The 13,418-nt window shown below is 59.3% G+C and carries 24 protein-coding genes; 4 read left to right on the top strand and 20 right to left on the bottom strand.

Annotated elements, in window-relative coordinates; translation table 11 throughout:
* Positions 1–185 precede the first annotated feature (185 nt).
* The 4 genes from QYH69_RS32460 to QYH69_RS32445 form a co-directional block, all read right to left on the bottom strand.
* Positions 186–446 carry an AlpA family phage regulatory protein gene (locus QYH69_RS32460; protein ID WP_308835768.1) on the bottom strand — a complete coding sequence of 87 codons (261 nt, stop codon included), beginning with the start codon at positions 444–446 and terminating at the stop codon, positions 186–188.
* A complete protein-coding gene (locus tag QYH69_RS32455; RefSeq protein ID WP_308835767.1) occupies positions 446–1,087 on the bottom strand; it encodes a hypothetical protein in 642 nt (213 codons plus the stop codon). Before QYH69_RS32455 ends, QYH69_RS32460 begins: the two co-directional genes overlap by 1 nt.
* A 239-nt stretch (positions 1,088–1,326) precedes the next feature.
* Positions 1,327–1,842: a DUF1643 domain-containing protein gene (locus QYH69_RS32450; protein WP_308835766.1), complete on the bottom strand. Its 516-nt coding sequence runs from the start codon at positions 1,840–1,842 to the stop codon at positions 1,327–1,329.
* A complete protein-coding gene (locus tag QYH69_RS32445; protein ID WP_308835765.1) occupies positions 1,835–2,281 on the bottom strand; it encodes a hypothetical protein in 447 nt (148 codons plus the stop codon). The genes QYH69_RS32450 and QYH69_RS32445 overlap by 8 nt, the downstream gene beginning before the upstream one ends.
* Positions 2,282–2,358: 77 nt before the next feature.
* Between QYH69_RS32445 and QYH69_RS32440 the strand changes: the two genes are divergently transcribed.
* Entirely contained in the window at positions 2,359–2,610 is a 252-nt protein-coding gene (locus tag QYH69_RS32440) for a hypothetical protein (protein ID WP_308835764.1), read from the top strand.
* A 286-nt stretch (positions 2,611–2,896) separates the two neighbouring features.
* Here QYH69_RS32440 and QYH69_RS32435 read toward each other — a convergent pair whose 3' ends face one another.
* The 9 genes from QYH69_RS32435 to QYH69_RS32395 form a co-directional block, all read right to left on the bottom strand.
* Positions 2,897–4,159 carry a hypothetical protein gene (locus QYH69_RS32435; protein ID WP_308835763.1) on the bottom strand — a complete coding sequence of 421 codons (1,263 nt, stop codon included), beginning with the start codon at positions 4,157–4,159 and terminating at the stop codon, positions 2,897–2,899.
* Positions 4,160–4,240: 81 nt separating this feature from the next.
* Positions 4,241–4,669: a DUF3307 domain-containing protein gene (locus QYH69_RS32430; protein ID WP_308835762.1), complete on the bottom strand. Its 429-nt coding sequence runs from the start codon at positions 4,667–4,669 to the stop codon at positions 4,241–4,243.
* Positions 4,669–5,301 carry a hypothetical protein gene (locus tag QYH69_RS32425; protein ID WP_308835761.1) on the bottom strand — a complete coding sequence of 211 codons (633 nt, stop codon included), beginning with the start codon at positions 5,299–5,301 and terminating at the stop codon, positions 4,669–4,671. The genes QYH69_RS32430 and QYH69_RS32425 overlap by 1 nt, the downstream gene beginning before the upstream one ends.
* The gene (locus tag QYH69_RS32420; RefSeq protein ID WP_308835760.1) at positions 5,298–5,612 is read right to left on the bottom strand and encodes a hypothetical protein; all 315 of its coding nucleotides are present in this window, start codon (positions 5,610–5,612) and stop codon (positions 5,298–5,300) included. The genes QYH69_RS32425 and QYH69_RS32420 overlap by 4 nt, the downstream gene beginning before the upstream one ends.
* Positions 5,613–5,635: 23 nt before the next feature.
* The gene (locus tag QYH69_RS32415) at positions 5,636–5,926 is read right to left on the bottom strand and encodes a hypothetical protein (protein ID WP_308835759.1); all 291 of its coding nucleotides are present in this window, start codon (positions 5,924–5,926) and stop codon (positions 5,636–5,638) included.
* A gap of 18 nt (positions 5,927–5,944) precedes the next feature.
* A complete protein-coding gene (locus QYH69_RS32410) occupies positions 5,945–6,127 on the bottom strand; it encodes a hypothetical protein (protein WP_308835758.1) in 183 nt (60 codons plus the stop codon).
* Positions 6,128–6,192: 65 nt separating this feature from the next.
* Positions 6,193–6,690, bottom strand: a complete 498-nt coding sequence (locus tag QYH69_RS32405; protein ID WP_308835757.1) for a hypothetical protein — start codon at positions 6,688–6,690, stop codon at positions 6,193–6,195.
* Positions 6,687–7,133: a hypothetical protein gene (locus tag QYH69_RS32400; protein WP_308835756.1), complete on the bottom strand. Its 447-nt coding sequence runs from the start codon at positions 7,131–7,133 to the stop codon at positions 6,687–6,689. Before QYH69_RS32400 ends, QYH69_RS32405 begins: the two co-directional genes overlap by 4 nt.
* A 23-nt stretch (positions 7,134–7,156) precedes the next feature.
* Positions 7,157–7,525: a hypothetical protein gene (locus tag QYH69_RS32395; RefSeq protein WP_308835755.1), complete on the bottom strand. Its 369-nt coding sequence runs from the start codon at positions 7,523–7,525 to the stop codon at positions 7,157–7,159.
* Between the two features lie 167 nt (positions 7,526–7,692).
* Between QYH69_RS32395 and QYH69_RS32390 the strand changes: the two genes are divergently transcribed.
* Positions 7,693–8,163, top strand: a complete 471-nt coding sequence (locus tag QYH69_RS32390) for a hypothetical protein (protein ID WP_308835754.1) — start codon at positions 7,693–7,695, stop codon at positions 8,161–8,163.
* A gap of 20 nt (positions 8,164–8,183) precedes the next feature.
* On the top strand, positions 8,184–8,729 hold the full coding sequence (locus QYH69_RS32385) for a hypothetical protein (protein WP_308835753.1): 546 nt from the start codon (positions 8,184–8,186) through the stop codon (positions 8,727–8,729).
* A gap of 2 nt (positions 8,730–8,731) precedes the next feature.
* Here QYH69_RS32385 and QYH69_RS32380 read toward each other — a convergent pair whose 3' ends face one another.
* Positions 8,732–9,688 carry a phage Gp37/Gp68 family protein gene (locus QYH69_RS32380; protein WP_308835752.1) on the bottom strand — a complete coding sequence of 319 codons (957 nt, stop codon included), beginning with the start codon at positions 9,686–9,688 and terminating at the stop codon, positions 8,732–8,734.
* Positions 9,689–9,723: 35 nt separating this feature from the next.
* Here QYH69_RS32380 and QYH69_RS32375 point away from each other — a divergent pair, with 35 nt between their 5' ends.
* Positions 9,724–9,993 (top strand): DUF1488 family protein, encoded by a 270-nt coding sequence (locus QYH69_RS32375; protein WP_308835751.1) that lies wholly within the window; start codon positions 9,724–9,726, stop codon positions 9,991–9,993.
* Positions 9,994–10,001: 8 nt separating this feature from the next.
* On the opposite strand, the gene QYH69_RS32370 is transcribed toward QYH69_RS32375, so the two are convergent.
* The 6 genes from QYH69_RS32370 to QYH69_RS32345 form a co-directional block, all read right to left on the bottom strand.
* Complete coding sequence (locus QYH69_RS32370) at positions 10,002–10,322, bottom strand: ASCH domain-containing protein (RefSeq protein WP_308835750.1); 321 nt, start codon at positions 10,320–10,322, stop codon at positions 10,002–10,004.
* Between the two features lie 174 nt (positions 10,323–10,496).
* Positions 10,497–10,775: a hypothetical protein gene (locus QYH69_RS32365; protein WP_308835749.1), complete on the bottom strand. Its 279-nt coding sequence runs from the start codon at positions 10,773–10,775 to the stop codon at positions 10,497–10,499.
* Complete coding sequence (locus tag QYH69_RS32360; RefSeq protein WP_308835748.1) at positions 10,772–11,338, bottom strand: hypothetical protein; 567 nt, start codon at positions 11,336–11,338, stop codon at positions 10,772–10,774. The genes QYH69_RS32365 and QYH69_RS32360 overlap by 4 nt, the downstream gene beginning before the upstream one ends.
* Positions 11,335–11,556 carry a hypothetical protein gene (locus tag QYH69_RS32355; protein WP_308835747.1) on the bottom strand — a complete coding sequence of 74 codons (222 nt, stop codon included), beginning with the start codon at positions 11,554–11,556 and terminating at the stop codon, positions 11,335–11,337. The genes QYH69_RS32360 and QYH69_RS32355 overlap by 4 nt, the downstream gene beginning before the upstream one ends.
* Positions 11,553–11,777, bottom strand: a complete 225-nt coding sequence (locus QYH69_RS32350) for a hypothetical protein (protein ID WP_308835746.1) — start codon at positions 11,775–11,777, stop codon at positions 11,553–11,555. The genes QYH69_RS32355 and QYH69_RS32350 overlap by 4 nt, the downstream gene beginning before the upstream one ends.
* On the bottom strand, positions 11,770–13,407 hold the full coding sequence (locus QYH69_RS32345) for a hypothetical protein (protein ID WP_308835745.1): 1,638 nt from the start codon (positions 13,405–13,407) through the stop codon (positions 11,770–11,772). Before QYH69_RS32345 ends, QYH69_RS32350 begins: the two co-directional genes overlap by 8 nt.
* Positions 13,408–13,418 lie beyond the last annotated feature (11 nt).

Genomic DNA, 13,418 nt, shown 5'->3' with positions numbered 1-13,418 from the left:
TGATTCGTCACATCGTGATGTGGAAACTGCATTACGATTCACGGCATTGGTTGCTTGTCAGATAAGGCGTGATAGCTGATATTGGTTGTGCGATACCCGCTTTGATACCCGCTTTTTCATCGGGTGAGGTAAGCGCAAGAAAAAAGGACGGCGAACCGTCCTTTGTTTTTTGGGGTGACGATATTTCAGTCGTCGACCACCGACGCTACGATGTTTTTGATCCACTGTTGAACCTCCGCTTCCACCCACAGCGAGGCATGTCGGACTTTTCTCGGCTGCGGAAATTCTCCAGCCTTCATCATCTTGTACAGCATCGAGCGGCTGAGCCCGATTGAGTCGAGCACTTGAGGTAGGCGAAGCAATCGATCTGGGCAAAGCACTTCGCCCGAGCGATGAATTGGCGTGACGTTCGTGGTTACGTCGTCCGCTGATCGGAGATCTGTCATTACAAGTTCCTCTGCTCGACGACGCCATTGTTTTGCTCGCGCTCCGAGCGCCACGCTGCAGCCTGGCGACGCTCGATTTCCCGCTGACATCCAGCAAGCCATGCGCCGCCATCATCCGAGCCTAGCCATGACCATAGATGCTCGATAATCTCATAGTCGAGCACACAAAGATCGGGGATCCGTTTCAGCTCGACACCGCCGGTATAGCTGCGTCCGTAGTGATCGGCCGGCGCGAGGAAGAATTCGATCGCGCGGAAGCCATTGTTGACGCCATAGGCGCGCCGGTTGTGCGACGCCCATGCAAGCAGATAGCAGTCGTGCACGAAGCCGGCCTGCCTTAGGCTCTCGCCCAAGCTAAGGACGCTCGCGCCGACGTTGCACCCGAGATAGGTCGCCCACGACGCGGCAATGGCGCATGCGCGATCAGTGCAGGCGGCGAAGTCGGCGTTTCGCAAAATCCGGTTGAGTTTCGTCAGATGCTCGGGCTCGTCGACCTCGCGGAATTCGACCTCCGATTGCATCAGTTCGAGCCACTTCTCGCAGAAGACGTTTTCGCCGATGTGGCCGGCGCGCGGCCCGGTAATGGGGCGGTGCAACAGCCATTGGCTATCGAGTGGAAGTTGGGTCATGCCGGCTCCCAAGAAAACCGATCGAAGCCTAGCCAGCGGTCATAGCCGATCGCCTTGCCTAGTCGATTCAGCAGGAGCTTGCGTCGGCGCACGTGCTCGACGCCGTCGATCAACTTCCGATCGCCCTCGCGGCGCTTATGGGGTCGGTGCGCTGCCATCCTTATGTGCATGCTATCTCCGAACACGGGGGTGTGATATTTGCATATTAATATGCCTATATGCATACTTCAGAACAAAAAAATACACCCGGCTCAGCGAATCCAATCGACGAGCTTCGTCGAATAGCCGAGCATCTGCGGATGTAATGGGTCGCCGCCCTTCGTGAGGCCGAAAATCTTGATGGGCTTGCCGCTGTGCCTGAGTTGCATTTCGAGTTCGTCGAAGCGATGCCGCAAATGCCGCGGCACCTTCTCCCGATCACCCCAGCAGGGGACGTGCAAATCAGCTTCGGCAATGATCTCGACGAGGTACTTCGCGTTATCCGGACCGATAGGATCGTCCACCAACGCGAGTTGCTTGACGTCGGTAGCGCGGTAGCCGAATGCATTGCCAACGATGAATTTCCGGCCACCATTGCGCAACGTAAAGCCGATCCATTTCTTCACGGTTTGATCGTTTTCGATCGGACCGGCCGTCGATCCGTTGACACCGTAGTAGGCGATGACGATTCCGCTTGCCTGGACGGCTCTGTCAAGCCGATGGCGATATCGGCCGCACTCGCTGATTACCGCGCTGCTTTCAGCGCTGGTGTCGAAGAGGTCATACACGACGTGCTCCAATCGGACCGAAGGCGCGCTCCGCGACCGCAAGGTCATCCGCATACTCGACGGCCGGCACCGGCAACTCGGCATCGACGACATCGGATTCGTCCATTACAGCCAGCGTCGCGGCGAGGAACTTCCATAGCAGCGATTTCGCGCGTGTCGCATCGACGCCGTGCATGCTTTCTCGCAGTCCGGCGGTACGAGCGAGATGGAGGAGCGTTTCTCCGTCGGGAATTCGCCGAGGCGTCGCCGGCATGCGCACTAACGCGCGCAGCGCGGCAGAGGTGCTTACCTCTTGGGCGTGGATCTGCTGCGTCTGGCGGTCGGCACCACAATCACCTTCCGGTGCATGGCATTGACACAGGGAATCGGCGTTGTTCTGTATCATCCGCGCCGCCCGGGCGAGTAGGGCGAAAGTCGCTCGCGATTCACTGGTCAACATGGCGCACCTGGAGCGTCCAGACTGCAATGCGCTATCATTCTGGCGCCGCATGGCAGACAACGAAACGGGGTTAAGAAATGAAAGTAAAAGTGAAGGAGCTCGCAGCTGAAATCGAACTCAAAAATACCGGCGTTGAACTGGAGATTCGGGACAACGACGATAAATTCTTGGGTGACTTGATCATCACCAAGACTTCGGTAATCTGGTGCGAGGGCAAGACGAAGCGTGAAAACGGTGTCAAGAAAAACCTGAAAGACTTCATTGCCGACATGAACAATGGTGCGGCAGTGCCGGCGAAAAAGGCTGCAGCGAAAAAAGCAGCGAAGTGAGGCGTCGGCCATCGTGATTGCATGGCCGTGCACGACGGCGTGGCAGGTTTGGAAAATGCGCTCCGTATTACAGATGCGGAGCGCATTCTGAAATGCGAAATTCATAGTTCTGTCCATCGAACCGCATCGTAGCGGCCAGTGAAAACGCCCCATGCGAGCGCGAGGCGCCGTTGCAAGTAGATTCCGCGTAATCCCATCGGACGTGGCATGTACCAGATGCCCAAACGACCGCACGCACTGACATTCATCTCTTTCAGTTCGCGCGCCCAGAATATGTGTGGGACGTTCACGGATTCCCCTTGGCTGACTGCGGGGATGCGGCGCGCTTGTCCCGCGTGATGATGTCCGTACATCTTTGATTGCCGTGCATGCACTTGTCTGGCATGCCATCGGGGAAGGATTGGCCGCAGTCAGCGCAGATCCAGCCGCACTCGCCGCGTGCCGCACGCGCGGTCCAGTCATCCGTCACTGCGTCCATCTGTGCGATGGTCGATTCGTCGACTGATCCTGAAACGACAACTACGCCCGGCAGCGGCGCGCGCTCGTCGGGCTGCGCTGCCGCCTCGGGCAGTGGGGAATGCTTCGGCTTCGCTGCCTGCTTCGCGCGGATCTTCACGACCGTTTCCGGCACGTTGATGCGCGCAAGTTCCGTTTCGCCGGCTGCATGCATGTCGACGCCGCTTGCGAGGCACAGCGCTGCGAGCGTGACCATGACGCCGCCGACCTCCTGATGCAACTCGCCGACGGGACGGTCCCACGTATAGTCCACGAGTGCGTGCGCTTCTTCGCGCGTCATTCCGTTCGCCTGCACGGCTTCGCCGGCCTCCTCGTAGAAACGGTGATTGCGCTCCATGCGATCCGCGGCAATCTCCGCGCCGAAGCATTCGAGCATCCACGGCCGCACGCGCGCCTGAAAAGGCAGAGCCTTCCGCAAGGCCTCGTTCTCGGCATTCAGTTCGATCACGCGCTGATTCAACCGCGCCATCTGCTCGTCGAGCGGCTGCGTCGCGCTTTCGAGTCGGGACTCGGCGAGCTGCGCACGCTCGATCGCACGATGAGCGTCCGCGCCGGCTGAGACTGCCAAGCCATCCATGTTGTTCAGCAGCACCAGCAAGTCGTTGACGAGTTGCACTTCAGTGGATTGAGTGGCCGCGCGTCGCCCTGTGTCGTCGTCCTGCTTCTCATAGTAAGCGGCGATCGTCGCTCGTATCTGCGCAAGCTTTTCAACCGCTTCCCGGCCGGCGATGATGCTCGGATGAAACTCGACGACATCCTGCGTCGGGTCGATCAACTCGTTTGCGGGATTGCGCATGCATGAGAATCCGCCAACTACGCGATGAACTGCGCCCGACGACTCGGCGATTTTCTCGATGCGCTTGTGGAGCGCCTGCAGGTGCTCGGTGTCGTCCTCGTCGAAGAAGGTCGGGGTATCCGCATCCTCTTCTTTCGCGGGGTAGTAGCCGCGCGAGAGATTGTCGAGCAGACCGCACAGTTCGTACGCGACTTCCATGTCTTCGTCGCTTGCGAGCGCCATCTTCATACCAGTCATGTTGCCGATCCTTGCCGGAGGCTATGGCTCCGGATGCGAATAAAAAACGGCCCTGTACGAGCGGCCGAACGGGAGTGTTCGTTAGTGGGAGATGGCGGCGATTGCGATGGCCGCCCAGATAGCCTTGCATAGGACGTGGAGCACCTGATCGGCGTTGAAACCGATCGCGCTGCGGCATTTCGTATCGTCGATGAGCGCGTGACACCCGACCTCAAGAGCGCCGAGCCACCAATAGCCAGTCATCAGCCACACAGTGCCGCCGTGAATGAGCGCATGCGCGCCGAGCGCCTGGTACCACGGCACGCCAGGAATCGGATTCGAGCGGTTCTTTGCGCGCGCGAGAAAGTCACCTTGGAGCGGGTAGTCGGCGATCACGTGCCCGATGATCAACGCAGCGAACAATTGCAGCGACGATCCGATGGTGTAGCGCGCATCGGGATGGATGATCCAGGCGGCGAGCAGAGCAGCGGCGGCTATGGGCGCGGAAAGGCTGAGATAGAGGGCGCGCATCAGACTTTCTCCAGAGCGGTCGTCTTAGCCTTTTCTGCCTCGGCCGCTGCCACCAGCGCATTGATCGCATTCAGCGCTCGCTGCCCGCTGATCATCATCCCCGGCGCACCAAGGCTTTTCAGTGTGTCGATGACCTTATCGGCGAGCGTCGATTGTGTGGATTCGGTTTTGCCGAGAGGAGGCAATTCTTCGGGCGCGTCGACAGCGACGACTTGCGATGGCTTCCCGGCATCATTAAGGACGATACTTTCGCGCTCGACAGCGCGCGCGAACTGACGCCAACCCCAACCTTTCATAAAGCCGGTCAGGCCTCCCGGCATGCTTGTAGCGATCGTGTCGATATCCGCATCGCTAAGAAGTTTTGCATCCCGTTGCGCATCGGTGGCAGCGTCGGACGCGGATTCTTCGACGACAGCCTTGCGCAGGTTTGCCATGCGCTCACTCGCGGTCAGATAGCCTTCCTTGAGACCAGCGGTCAGCGTCCACACGGCTCCATCTTCGGACGTCATCTTGACGCGACTCAGGCCGAGGAAATCGCGTTCAAGCGGGCCAGCGAAGGTCAGCTTTGCGCCCGTCTCGGGATCGACGAGCAGCCAGTCGGCGAGTTGCTTCTTATCGGCGGAGGATGTCACGCTTTGCTCCGATTGTTGGTTATGGAGGCGATGATCTGCCGCATGAGGGATTCGCTGTAGAGCTTGCGCAGCGCGCGGCCCTCGGATTGCAGGGTGAGCGCCTTGTGCTTCGCGTACTGAAGCCACGAACATTCGCGTGAAACGCGGCATTCGTAGACGTCAGGCTCGGGAAGGTCGAGCAACTCGGGTTCGGCAACGGGCCCGGGCGCGGGCACGCCGGCTTCGCGCAGCGCGCGCACCATCGATTCATAGTTGCGCCGCGAGAATCCGCCTTTCAGGCACTCGTTGGATTCGGCGAGCGCGGCCGGCATCTCGTCGGGAAGATTGAACGCATTCATGCTGCAGGCTCCTCGCTAGCGGCGAGCCGCGCCTCGAGATCCGCGACTCGCACAGCCAAATGCATGATCCGGTCGCGCGCGGCGTAGATCGTCAACATGAAGTCGAGCGAATCGCGATTCAGCCAAACGACACGGGCGGCGATATCGCGATGCGTCTCATGGCCGTTCGTCAGTTTTGCGAGATCACGGTACAGTTCCCGATCCTCGTCGGTGATCGCGCCGGTGTCGATCGGCGCATTGCCGCTTGGCGACAGCAACTGAACCGGTACGCCTGCAAGTGCGTTCATGGCGGTTCCTCGATCGGTTTAGAGGACGACGACGCGCTGATTCACGTCAGCGCGCTTGTGTGCGGCGTGGGCGGTGCGATGCCGGCTCGCGATCTCGTTGGGCGCGCGGCCGAACTGCGCGATTACCTGAACGACGACCGCGGCGTAGCCCTTGTCCTTCAGTTCCTTGCGCTTTTCTTCGGTGAATCTGTCTTTCGGCATCTCGCATGCTCCTTTTCTGATTGTGTGGCTAACAATAGCCTAAAACGGCTATCTGAGCAAACGACTTAGCGAACCAGTGCGAGTGCCTTCGCTCTCCGCAGTGCTTCGCCGAAGATCGCGCGGGACTCGTGGCCGACGTCGGACAGCCTGGTGAATGTCGGATTGAGCGAGGTGTAGTCGCTGCCCTGATCGCCATAGCGCGCGACGAGCGTCGGCGGCAGTCCTCCGCCCTGCGTCTGAAAGTAAAGGTCGAACTCGCCACAGAAGCCGAGCGCGATCGCTTCGCGGTCATCGTGCAGGAACCGGGCTTGAGGATGAAACGCCGTGACCGGTACGATTCGCATCTGGTCGAGTACCACGCACGCCGCGCCGCCGACGATGCGGCAACCTTCGAACGCAATCTGTATCCTGCCGGCCGCGTCGAGCTCGTCGTACGTAGCTTTGATTTCCAGGTTCGCGCGCGCGAGCATTTCCGGAGAGGCGACGCCGTCGAATTCGCGGAGGATGCGCGTGACGGCGGTAAGCAGCCGATCACCGATGTCGCTGATATGGACGTCGTTCATGCGGACCTCGCCGGAACTTCAACCGGGGCTGCGATCGCGAGCAACGGCGTTCCGCCAGATTCGATCCAGTGGCGCGCCTGTTCTTCGGCTTCGACGGAGGTAGCGAAATGCTCACCGGAACCGCGAACAGAGGCATTGCCATCGGCGAACAGGTTCACGTAGCGGGTTTCAACCGGCACGACCATAACGAGATCGTATTCGTCGTGGTCGTCACTCACGCTCGTGCCGTCAGCACGATAGGTGTGAATCACGTTATTCGGCGCTGTGAGGATGACGAGAGGAAAGATCGCCTTTTCGCAGAAAGCCAGAAACTCTGCCGGGCGACCGTTCTTCTGAGCGATTGTCGCGCCCGCCATTGCGGCCTGAAGATCGAATGCGATGGTTTTGACGTGATGCACGGGCTTCGCGAATGCTGCGGCGCCCTCTTTGAATTCATTGTCCATAGGTGACCTTGAACGAGAGGGCGTTACGCTGCAGCTTGCTCGGAGTACGACACCGGGCGAATGGGGAAGGGCACGGCTGGCTTGAATCGGGCCCGGCCCTTGGGTTGGGGCAGGGTGGCACGCGTGGATTCCCAGGCGTCGAACGGGGTTGGCTTGACGCCCTTGGGTATTATGGTCGGCAGGAAAGCGGACTGGGGCTGAAGGCGGCGCTCGAACTTCATGCGCAAGTCCTGGCCCTCGAGGCGAATCGCATCTTCCAATGCGCGCTCGACCTTGCGCTTGATTTCCTCGTGCTTGCGGCGTGCCTTGATGAAATCGTCCGCCATGTCTTGAACCATCGCGCGGGATCGCGACAGGTCTGAGCGGTGGAACATCCGTATTATGAGCTGCATGGCCTTTCTCCGTTAGGGTGTGTCAACGGAGCTAATAATAGCCATGTACGCATATTCAGACAAGTATTTTTTCGCGCAATACGGCGTGCGCCGTCGCATGGGGCACGGCGGCCCCTACGCCTAGGTGACGTGCTAGCATCCCGCATCGCTTAAAAGGGGGATTTCCAATGCGGATCGTCAAAGTCAATGTGCTGAAGGAGCCGGGCGAATACGGATCGCCTGAAATCGAGGTCGTCGTCGACGGGACGACGGGGAAAGCGAGCATAACCGCGGCGCTTTGGCACAACGTCAAGCAGATAGCCGGCCAACATGGGCATCTGGACTTGCTCTTGGAGAATCTCGCACGCGCGGCTCTAGCGGCGGATGTCGGCCACGATGCGGTTCGCATAGCGTCGTTAACCGCGAACGATCGCGAAAACGATGTGTTCTTGGCGAGTGAGATCCATGTGGCTCGGGTCCACGTCATGAAGACGGCGTCCGACATGTATCGTGGTTACGCGTACCTTCGCAGACTCGATGAGCCCTTCGATGCCGAGGCGCCACATCAGACGGAGGTCGACGCTTCAACGATGGACGACGCTCGCAGCGCAGCTATTGCCCTCGCTAGGCGTCTGCTCAATGAATTCGATGTGGGCTGACAGCGAAGAAGGGGTGAATCATGGATGCTTCTGCCGCAGCGGTACAACAGGCATACGCCGCGTGGGTTCAAGCGATCGGTTCGGTCATTGCCATTGGGGTTGCTATCTATGTCCCCTATCGGCAAAGGCGGCAAGACATGATGCTACGAGAATTCCACTATTGGACCGAACGGGCTGACGTCGAGCGCCGCATTTATATTGTCGCGCTCGACCTTGGAAAATTTCTACAACGTTTGATTGAAGAATCTCGACCGAGCGCCGGCGCCACGAAAATCTGCACCTATTATCCAACGCTGCATGAAGAGCTCTGGGAGCGGGTCGCCACACTCGAAGCTCGCGACATTGACGATAGCGGACATGACCGTGTCGAAGCTATGCGTTCGGTGCTTAGGCGTTTGCATTCGCTCTATCCCAACGGCTCGCACGTCGAGGTAAGGCCGGGTTCTCCGTTTAGCCGAGAACTCGCGGAAGGGCTGATTTCACAAGACGCAGATGCCTGTGTAACCGACACGTCGGAGCGACTCGAGGTCGCGCGACGAAATGTATTGCGATTTTCAACCCAGTAGGATCACAGGTGCCCGGGGAATTCGTCGTGCGTTCGGCCGTCGAGATGGCGGCCGGACTCCTTCTTGCCGACGCGGTATAGATCCGGCTCGTCGTCGACGTGGCCACCTTCGCTCGCAAGGTCTGATTCGCCGTACATCCATTCATTGGCGAACCAGTCGGCTGTCTTCACGATGCCGGTGTGCCGTTCGACGTTCTCGCCAGGCGTCCATTCACCCCATTGTTTGAACAGGAAGGGTACGCCGGCCGCCGCGCACTGATCGCGTAGATCGCGAGCCCAATCTGGATGCATGGGCCGCGCTCCGTGGCCGCTTTCGCCGCCGCAGATAATCCAGTCCGGCATCAGGCTCGCCGGAATTCCGCCAAGGGCGCCGAGCATTGGTTCGACGCTCCAAAAGCGCACGCGCGACGGCACCGCTAAGAGCTTCTCCGCGTCGCGAAGCATCTCTTGACGGTTGACGATCGTCTCGCCAATCCATACATTGGCCGGCGGGTCGCCGTCGATCCAGCACGCGATCCAAGTAGCTAGTGCTCCGCGGATGCCGTAGTGCTGCACGATAGACAACGCCTCGGCCAACATGGGACGTACGTTACCGATGCGCTTCGTGAGCATCAGCCAGTCGAGGTTCGGCGTCGCGCGGATCAGGTCGAACAGATCTGTGCGCCAAGCCGGATCGACCTCGTTATCGAACACGTCCGCAAGCGACGCGCAGAACACGCGCTGACGCCGGCCGTGCTCGGCGAAAAACGCCTCATGCCGTGCGTTCCATTTCACAGGCTCGCGCCAGTTCGCATCGCTGGTGCGCACGCGCGGCTGACCCGGGCCCCAATGGACGCGATGCAGGCGCGTATCCATCATGTGTTCGGCATAGCAGTGGTCGCAACCGGGTGAGACCTTTGTGCACCCCGACCAGGGATTGAATGTGTGGTCGGTCCATTCGATCTTGCTGTTTTCGCTCATGCTACGATGCTCCGTTCATCCTCAAGGAGATGGAAATGGGTTACGAACTGAGCGCTGGTGAGGATCCTCGCGTTGTCGACGGTGATGTCGGCTTCTCGCTCACAATCGATGGCGTAATGCAACGTTTCGTGATCTCGCACGAGGCGCTTGCCGATCACTTTGATAACGGCGCTCGCGCTGATCCCATTGCCGCGTTCGAAACTGGAAAGACGCAGATCGTCGAGGTCGCCGCAAGCAAATTCAGTTCGACAGCCGCGCAGCGCAAGCCGGGGATAATCTTTCTGACGAGCGACGACTTTGATTAGGCTCATCGCTACTGTCCTCCACGCTCAACTGGAGCGGCCGCCCGTTCGTCGCCATAGACGAAGATCGCGAACACCTTGACCGGTTCGGGTCCGAAGTGTTCGTGCGTGATGGTCGTGGTTGTGAAGCCGTGCCACGGCAGATTCAGGCGTCGCTCGGCATCGTCGGCGCGCGGATAGCCCTTCGTCAGCACGATCCGATCGTAGATTCGGCCGATGAGGCGTCGGCACCAGTAATCGTTGAAGACCCGGTACTCGACGCGCTTCGTTCCTGCTGCGATCTGGTCGAAGTAGATGCCCTTCAGCGGCAAAGTCAGAACGCGCTCACGCATCGAGATTCCCCCTTGATGGGTTGGATGGGGCGATAGCCTCAATGCGCAGAGAAAATCGAGAGGGCGACCAGTCGCAAGTCGTGTTGGTGCCGTCACAACCGAACATGCCGCGGCAGTGATTGAAAAACTCACAGTCAGCGCACGACTTGCCGGTCGGCAGTTTCATATCGTTGCTCACGGCTGTCTCTCTCCATCTACGTCCTTGATTTCGACTTCCACGCCTAGCAACTCTTGCAGAAGTTCGATGGCCTGCGCTGTTGTAGCTACGACTCCATGAGAATCGGGTGCTCGCCAGTATTGAAATCCAATCTCAACGGCTCTTTCTTTCCATTCGCCGCGCTTTTCTGCATGCGCTCTTGATTCGGCCACCATGGCACGGAATTCCGCCATCGCCGGATCGTCTTCTGATGCGGCGTATTCGAGCGCTTCGTTACCCTTCAGTTCATCACTCACGATTGTTTCTCTCCATCTGCTTGCTTGGTAAGAGAAGCGATAGCGGCGTCGATAGCTTGGCGCGGCGCGTCGAACCAGCGATCCTTGCCGGAGAGAACGAACCCGGTCCCGTACTCACAGATTTGGTATAGCTGGCAACGCCTTACGCCGTCATTGCCCGCTCTCCAGACGATGAGCGCTTGCTTATCGATCACGAAACTCAGCCGCGCCTCATCCCCCTTTCCTGCGTCACCGATAGGAGGGTGGGTCCATGCGACGCGCCGCGAACCTTCGGCAGTGCTCTGGTAGGTCAGCCAGTCGGTGTCGTGCCACGCGCCGTCATCCTCGGTGACCTGATAGATTGGCTTCGCCTCACCGGCCCGCGCTTCGAGCCCCTTCGCGTACTTGCTAATGCTGAGCGCAGTCCATCCGCCGTCGATAGCGTCTTGCGGCAAGTCGCCAATAACGCGCTCGATCAGGTCGGCAGCATCACGCATCGGTTGAGACGAATCGATGTCGTCGCCGTTGTCGTATATCGCTGCGTCGGTGCGCAGGCGCGCAATCAGGTCTTTGTGGTCGCTCATGGGTTTCTCCCATTGGGTTCGGGTGGACCCGGATTGCGCTTGTGGTCCTTACTGCACTCGTAGATAAACTTCAGGTGCGCGGTGATCCTGTTAAGGTCGAACTCGTCGAGTTCCTTGGGCAGCACCAACCACGCCATGCGGTCGGATGAAAGCCTGACCGGGAATGTGTCTTGGCCTTCAACGTTGACGAATTTCCTGTCGGGAACGTAGTCGCTCATAGCGTCGGCTCCGATTGCGCGCGTATCCAATCCTGAACATCCCGTGCGGCTGTTAGATATGCGGTCGACGGCGTTTTCGTGATTTCCTGACCAGGAACGTAGGTGCGCCAGATCTCGGCGCGCAGATGCTTGGGCAACTTGAACCAGTGCGCTTTGCATCCCCACATGGCCGGCGGCACGTCCTTTTCGCAACCGGGCCAGTGGCATGTGTGCTTAGGCATGCGGCTCTCCTGTCGATTCGATGGGAGGGGTTTTCTTCACGAAACGTCCATCGAAGAATTCGGACTCAGGACGCACCCACATTTGACCGGTGAACCAACTCCAGTAGATTGCGACCGATTCGCTGGATGATTCGATTTTTCCGACTGCAATCAGGTCATACATGCCGCGCGTCTTGACATGTTGGTACGTGCCAACGCGAGGGTCATCCGTCACCGCCTTCCGCTCTGGCATGGCAAATCGGGCGGATAATTTGTGCAAGCGCTCAACTGCGCCGATCAAGGGCTTCAACTCCGGATACCATCCTGGCTGCGCCAGATTCCTCAGTCGCGCAAGCGCGGTGTCTTCTGACTGAGTTAGTTCGTAATCGGCAAGTCCGCTCGCCGCCGTATCTGCTGCGCGCTGGCCGTCGTCGATGTCGCACGAGTCTTCAGGGCATACAACGCCGTCACGCTGACCGGCGCGGCACACGTCTTTGTTTCCACTCTGGCAATGCCGGAAGCCTAGCGGTGCGATCGTCAATGGCGCTGCGCACGGATCGACTTGCACGCGATGACTTGTCGATGGCACGTCTGCCGCAGCGGCTTGCGCAACCACGCTGACCGGCTTTGCAGCGATAAGGTCTATCTCGGCGAAATAGTCTTGCAAGGCAATGCTGGAGGCGCGCAGGCGCGGAGCGATATACGCAGCGGTCTTTTTCACATCAGCTATGGTTGCGGCTTTGATGCCGGGTTCGTCATAACCGTTCTTCGGAGCGTAGAACGCCTCGCCCCTGGCCCACATCTCCATGTATTTGGTGGCAGCTTGAATATCCGATAAAACGTGTTCGGGCATTGCTGGCAGGGCCGCCCCGCAGCTATCAGGCATTCCTTTACTGCTGGTGGGTTGAGAGGGGTAGACGATACGACGCACATAGCGCTCTTCGTCCGTGTACATGTCGAAGCTGATCTTTTCGAGGTCTTGCCACTTCAAACTACCTTTCTGGCGAACCTGATAGATCGGCTCTCCCTGCGTGATCGCAGCAGCGGGGATATGATTGCCGCGTGCGATCAGAGTGTCGATTGCCGCTACTGCACCACGCTGCGCCTGCTCCCAATCGACACCGGTTTCTCGCTGCACAGCTTCTGCCACTGCGTCGATGTCATCAGGTTCTACGGGGCGCTCTTGCGCAGCAGCGGGGGTGGGAGTGGCGGACAGCAGCGCACGTGCGCGCTCCCAGGCGAGCGGTTGGTTCGTCTCGTAGAACTCATCCTTGCCCAGACGGTTTTTGCGGTTCTTCAACTCGACCAGCGTTCGCAACAGGGAGAGCGCGGCCGTCTCCCGAACATCAGCAATAGTTGGCGCGCCTTCGAGTTGCTCGCGCGCAATTTCGTCGGCATCGCCTGCCGCTGCCATCGCGTCATAATCCGTGTCGTCCCATACAGCACCAATGCCGCCGCACTCGGAACATCCAGACCCGAGATCGCACCCGAAGATGTGACTGTGGGGGTAGTGGCCTACTGGGTGGCCGTCTTCGGACTCGTAGCAGCCCGAGCAGGCGCGCCAAAATCCTTCGGCGCTTTCGAGCACCTCGCGGACGCCATGGAGTTCGATCGGCATCTCAGCACACGACTTCTGTTGGTCGGTGGTCATGTACATCTCCA

Source organism: Paraburkholderia sp. SARCC-3016, from assembly GCF_031119615.1.
Taxonomy (GTDB): Bacteria; Pseudomonadota; Gammaproteobacteria; order Burkholderiales; family Burkholderiaceae; genus Paraburkholderia.
Note: the sequence above shows the minus strand (reverse complement) of the source record. Positions and strands in the feature narration are given on the sequence as shown.

What these genes read in the sequence shown, in the direction of transcription:
- QYH69_RS32400 (WP_308835756.1), bottom strand. Translation starts at nt 7,133, where the DNA reads ATGGACAATGAATTCAAAGAGGGCGCCGCAGCATTCGCGAAGCCCGTG.
- QYH69_RS32360 (WP_308835748.1), bottom strand. Translation starts at nt 11,338, where the DNA reads ATGAGCGACCACAAAGACCTGATTGCGCGCCTGCGCACCGACGCAGCG.
- QYH69_RS32430 (WP_308835762.1), bottom strand. Translation starts at nt 4,669, where the DNA reads ATGCGCGCCCTCTATCTCAGCCTTTCCGCGCCCATAGCCGCCGCTGCT.
- QYH69_RS32390 (WP_308835754.1), top strand. Translation starts at nt 7,693, where the DNA reads ATGCGGATCGTCAAAGTCAATGTGCTGAAGGAGCCGGGCGAATACGGA.
- QYH69_RS32370 (WP_308835750.1), bottom strand. Translation starts at nt 10,322, where the DNA reads ATGCGTGAGCGCGTTCTGACTTTGCCGCTGAAGGGCATCTACTTCGAC.
- QYH69_RS32385 (WP_308835753.1), top strand. Translation starts at nt 8,184, where the DNA reads ATGGATGCTTCTGCCGCAGCGGTACAACAGGCATACGCCGCGTGGGTT.
- QYH69_RS32375 (WP_308835751.1), top strand. Translation starts at nt 9,724, where the DNA reads ATGGGTTACGAACTGAGCGCTGGTGAGGATCCTCGCGTTGTCGACGGT.
- QYH69_RS32420 (WP_308835760.1), bottom strand. Translation starts at nt 5,612, where the DNA reads ATGCCGGCCGCGCTCGCCGAATCCAACGAGTGCCTGAAAGGCGGATTC.
- QYH69_RS32460 (WP_308835768.1), bottom strand. Translation starts at nt 446, where the DNA reads ATGACAGATCTCCGATCAGCGGACGACGTAACCACGAACGTCACGCCA.
- QYH69_RS32445 (WP_308835765.1), bottom strand. Translation starts at nt 2,281, where the DNA reads ATGTTGACCAGTGAATCGCGAGCGACTTTCGCCCTACTCGCCCGGGCG.
- QYH69_RS32345 (WP_308835745.1), bottom strand. Translation starts at nt 13,407, where the DNA reads ATGACCACCGACCAACAGAAGTCGTGTGCTGAGATGCCGATCGAACTC.
- QYH69_RS32395 (WP_308835755.1), bottom strand. Translation starts at nt 7,525, where the DNA reads ATGCAGCTCATAATACGGATGTTCCACCGCTCAGACCTGTCGCGATCC.
- QYH69_RS32405 (WP_308835757.1), bottom strand. Translation starts at nt 6,690, where the DNA reads ATGAACGACGTCCATATCAGCGACATCGGTGATCGGCTGCTTACCGCC.
- QYH69_RS32415 (WP_308835759.1), bottom strand. Translation starts at nt 5,926, where the DNA reads ATGAACGCACTTGCAGGCGTACCGGTTCAGTTGCTGTCGCCAAGCGGC.
- QYH69_RS32380 (WP_308835752.1), bottom strand. Translation starts at nt 9,688, where the DNA reads ATGAGCGAAAACAGCAAGATCGAATGGACCGACCACACATTCAATCCC.
- QYH69_RS32435 (WP_308835763.1), bottom strand. Translation starts at nt 4,159, where the DNA reads ATGACTGGTATGAAGATGGCGCTCGCAAGCGACGAAGACATGGAAGTC.
- QYH69_RS32440 (WP_308835764.1), top strand. Translation starts at nt 2,359, where the DNA reads ATGAAAGTAAAAGTGAAGGAGCTCGCAGCTGAAATCGAACTCAAAAAT.
- QYH69_RS32355 (WP_308835747.1), bottom strand. Translation starts at nt 11,556, where the DNA reads ATGAGCGACTACGTTCCCGACAGGAAATTCGTCAACGTTGAAGGCCAA.
- QYH69_RS32410 (WP_308835758.1), bottom strand. Translation starts at nt 6,127, where the DNA reads ATGCCGAAAGACAGATTCACCGAAGAAAAGCGCAAGGAACTGAAGGAC.
- QYH69_RS32350 (WP_308835746.1), bottom strand. Translation starts at nt 11,777, where the DNA reads ATGCCTAAGCACACATGCCACTGGCCCGGTTGCGAAAAGGACGTGCCG.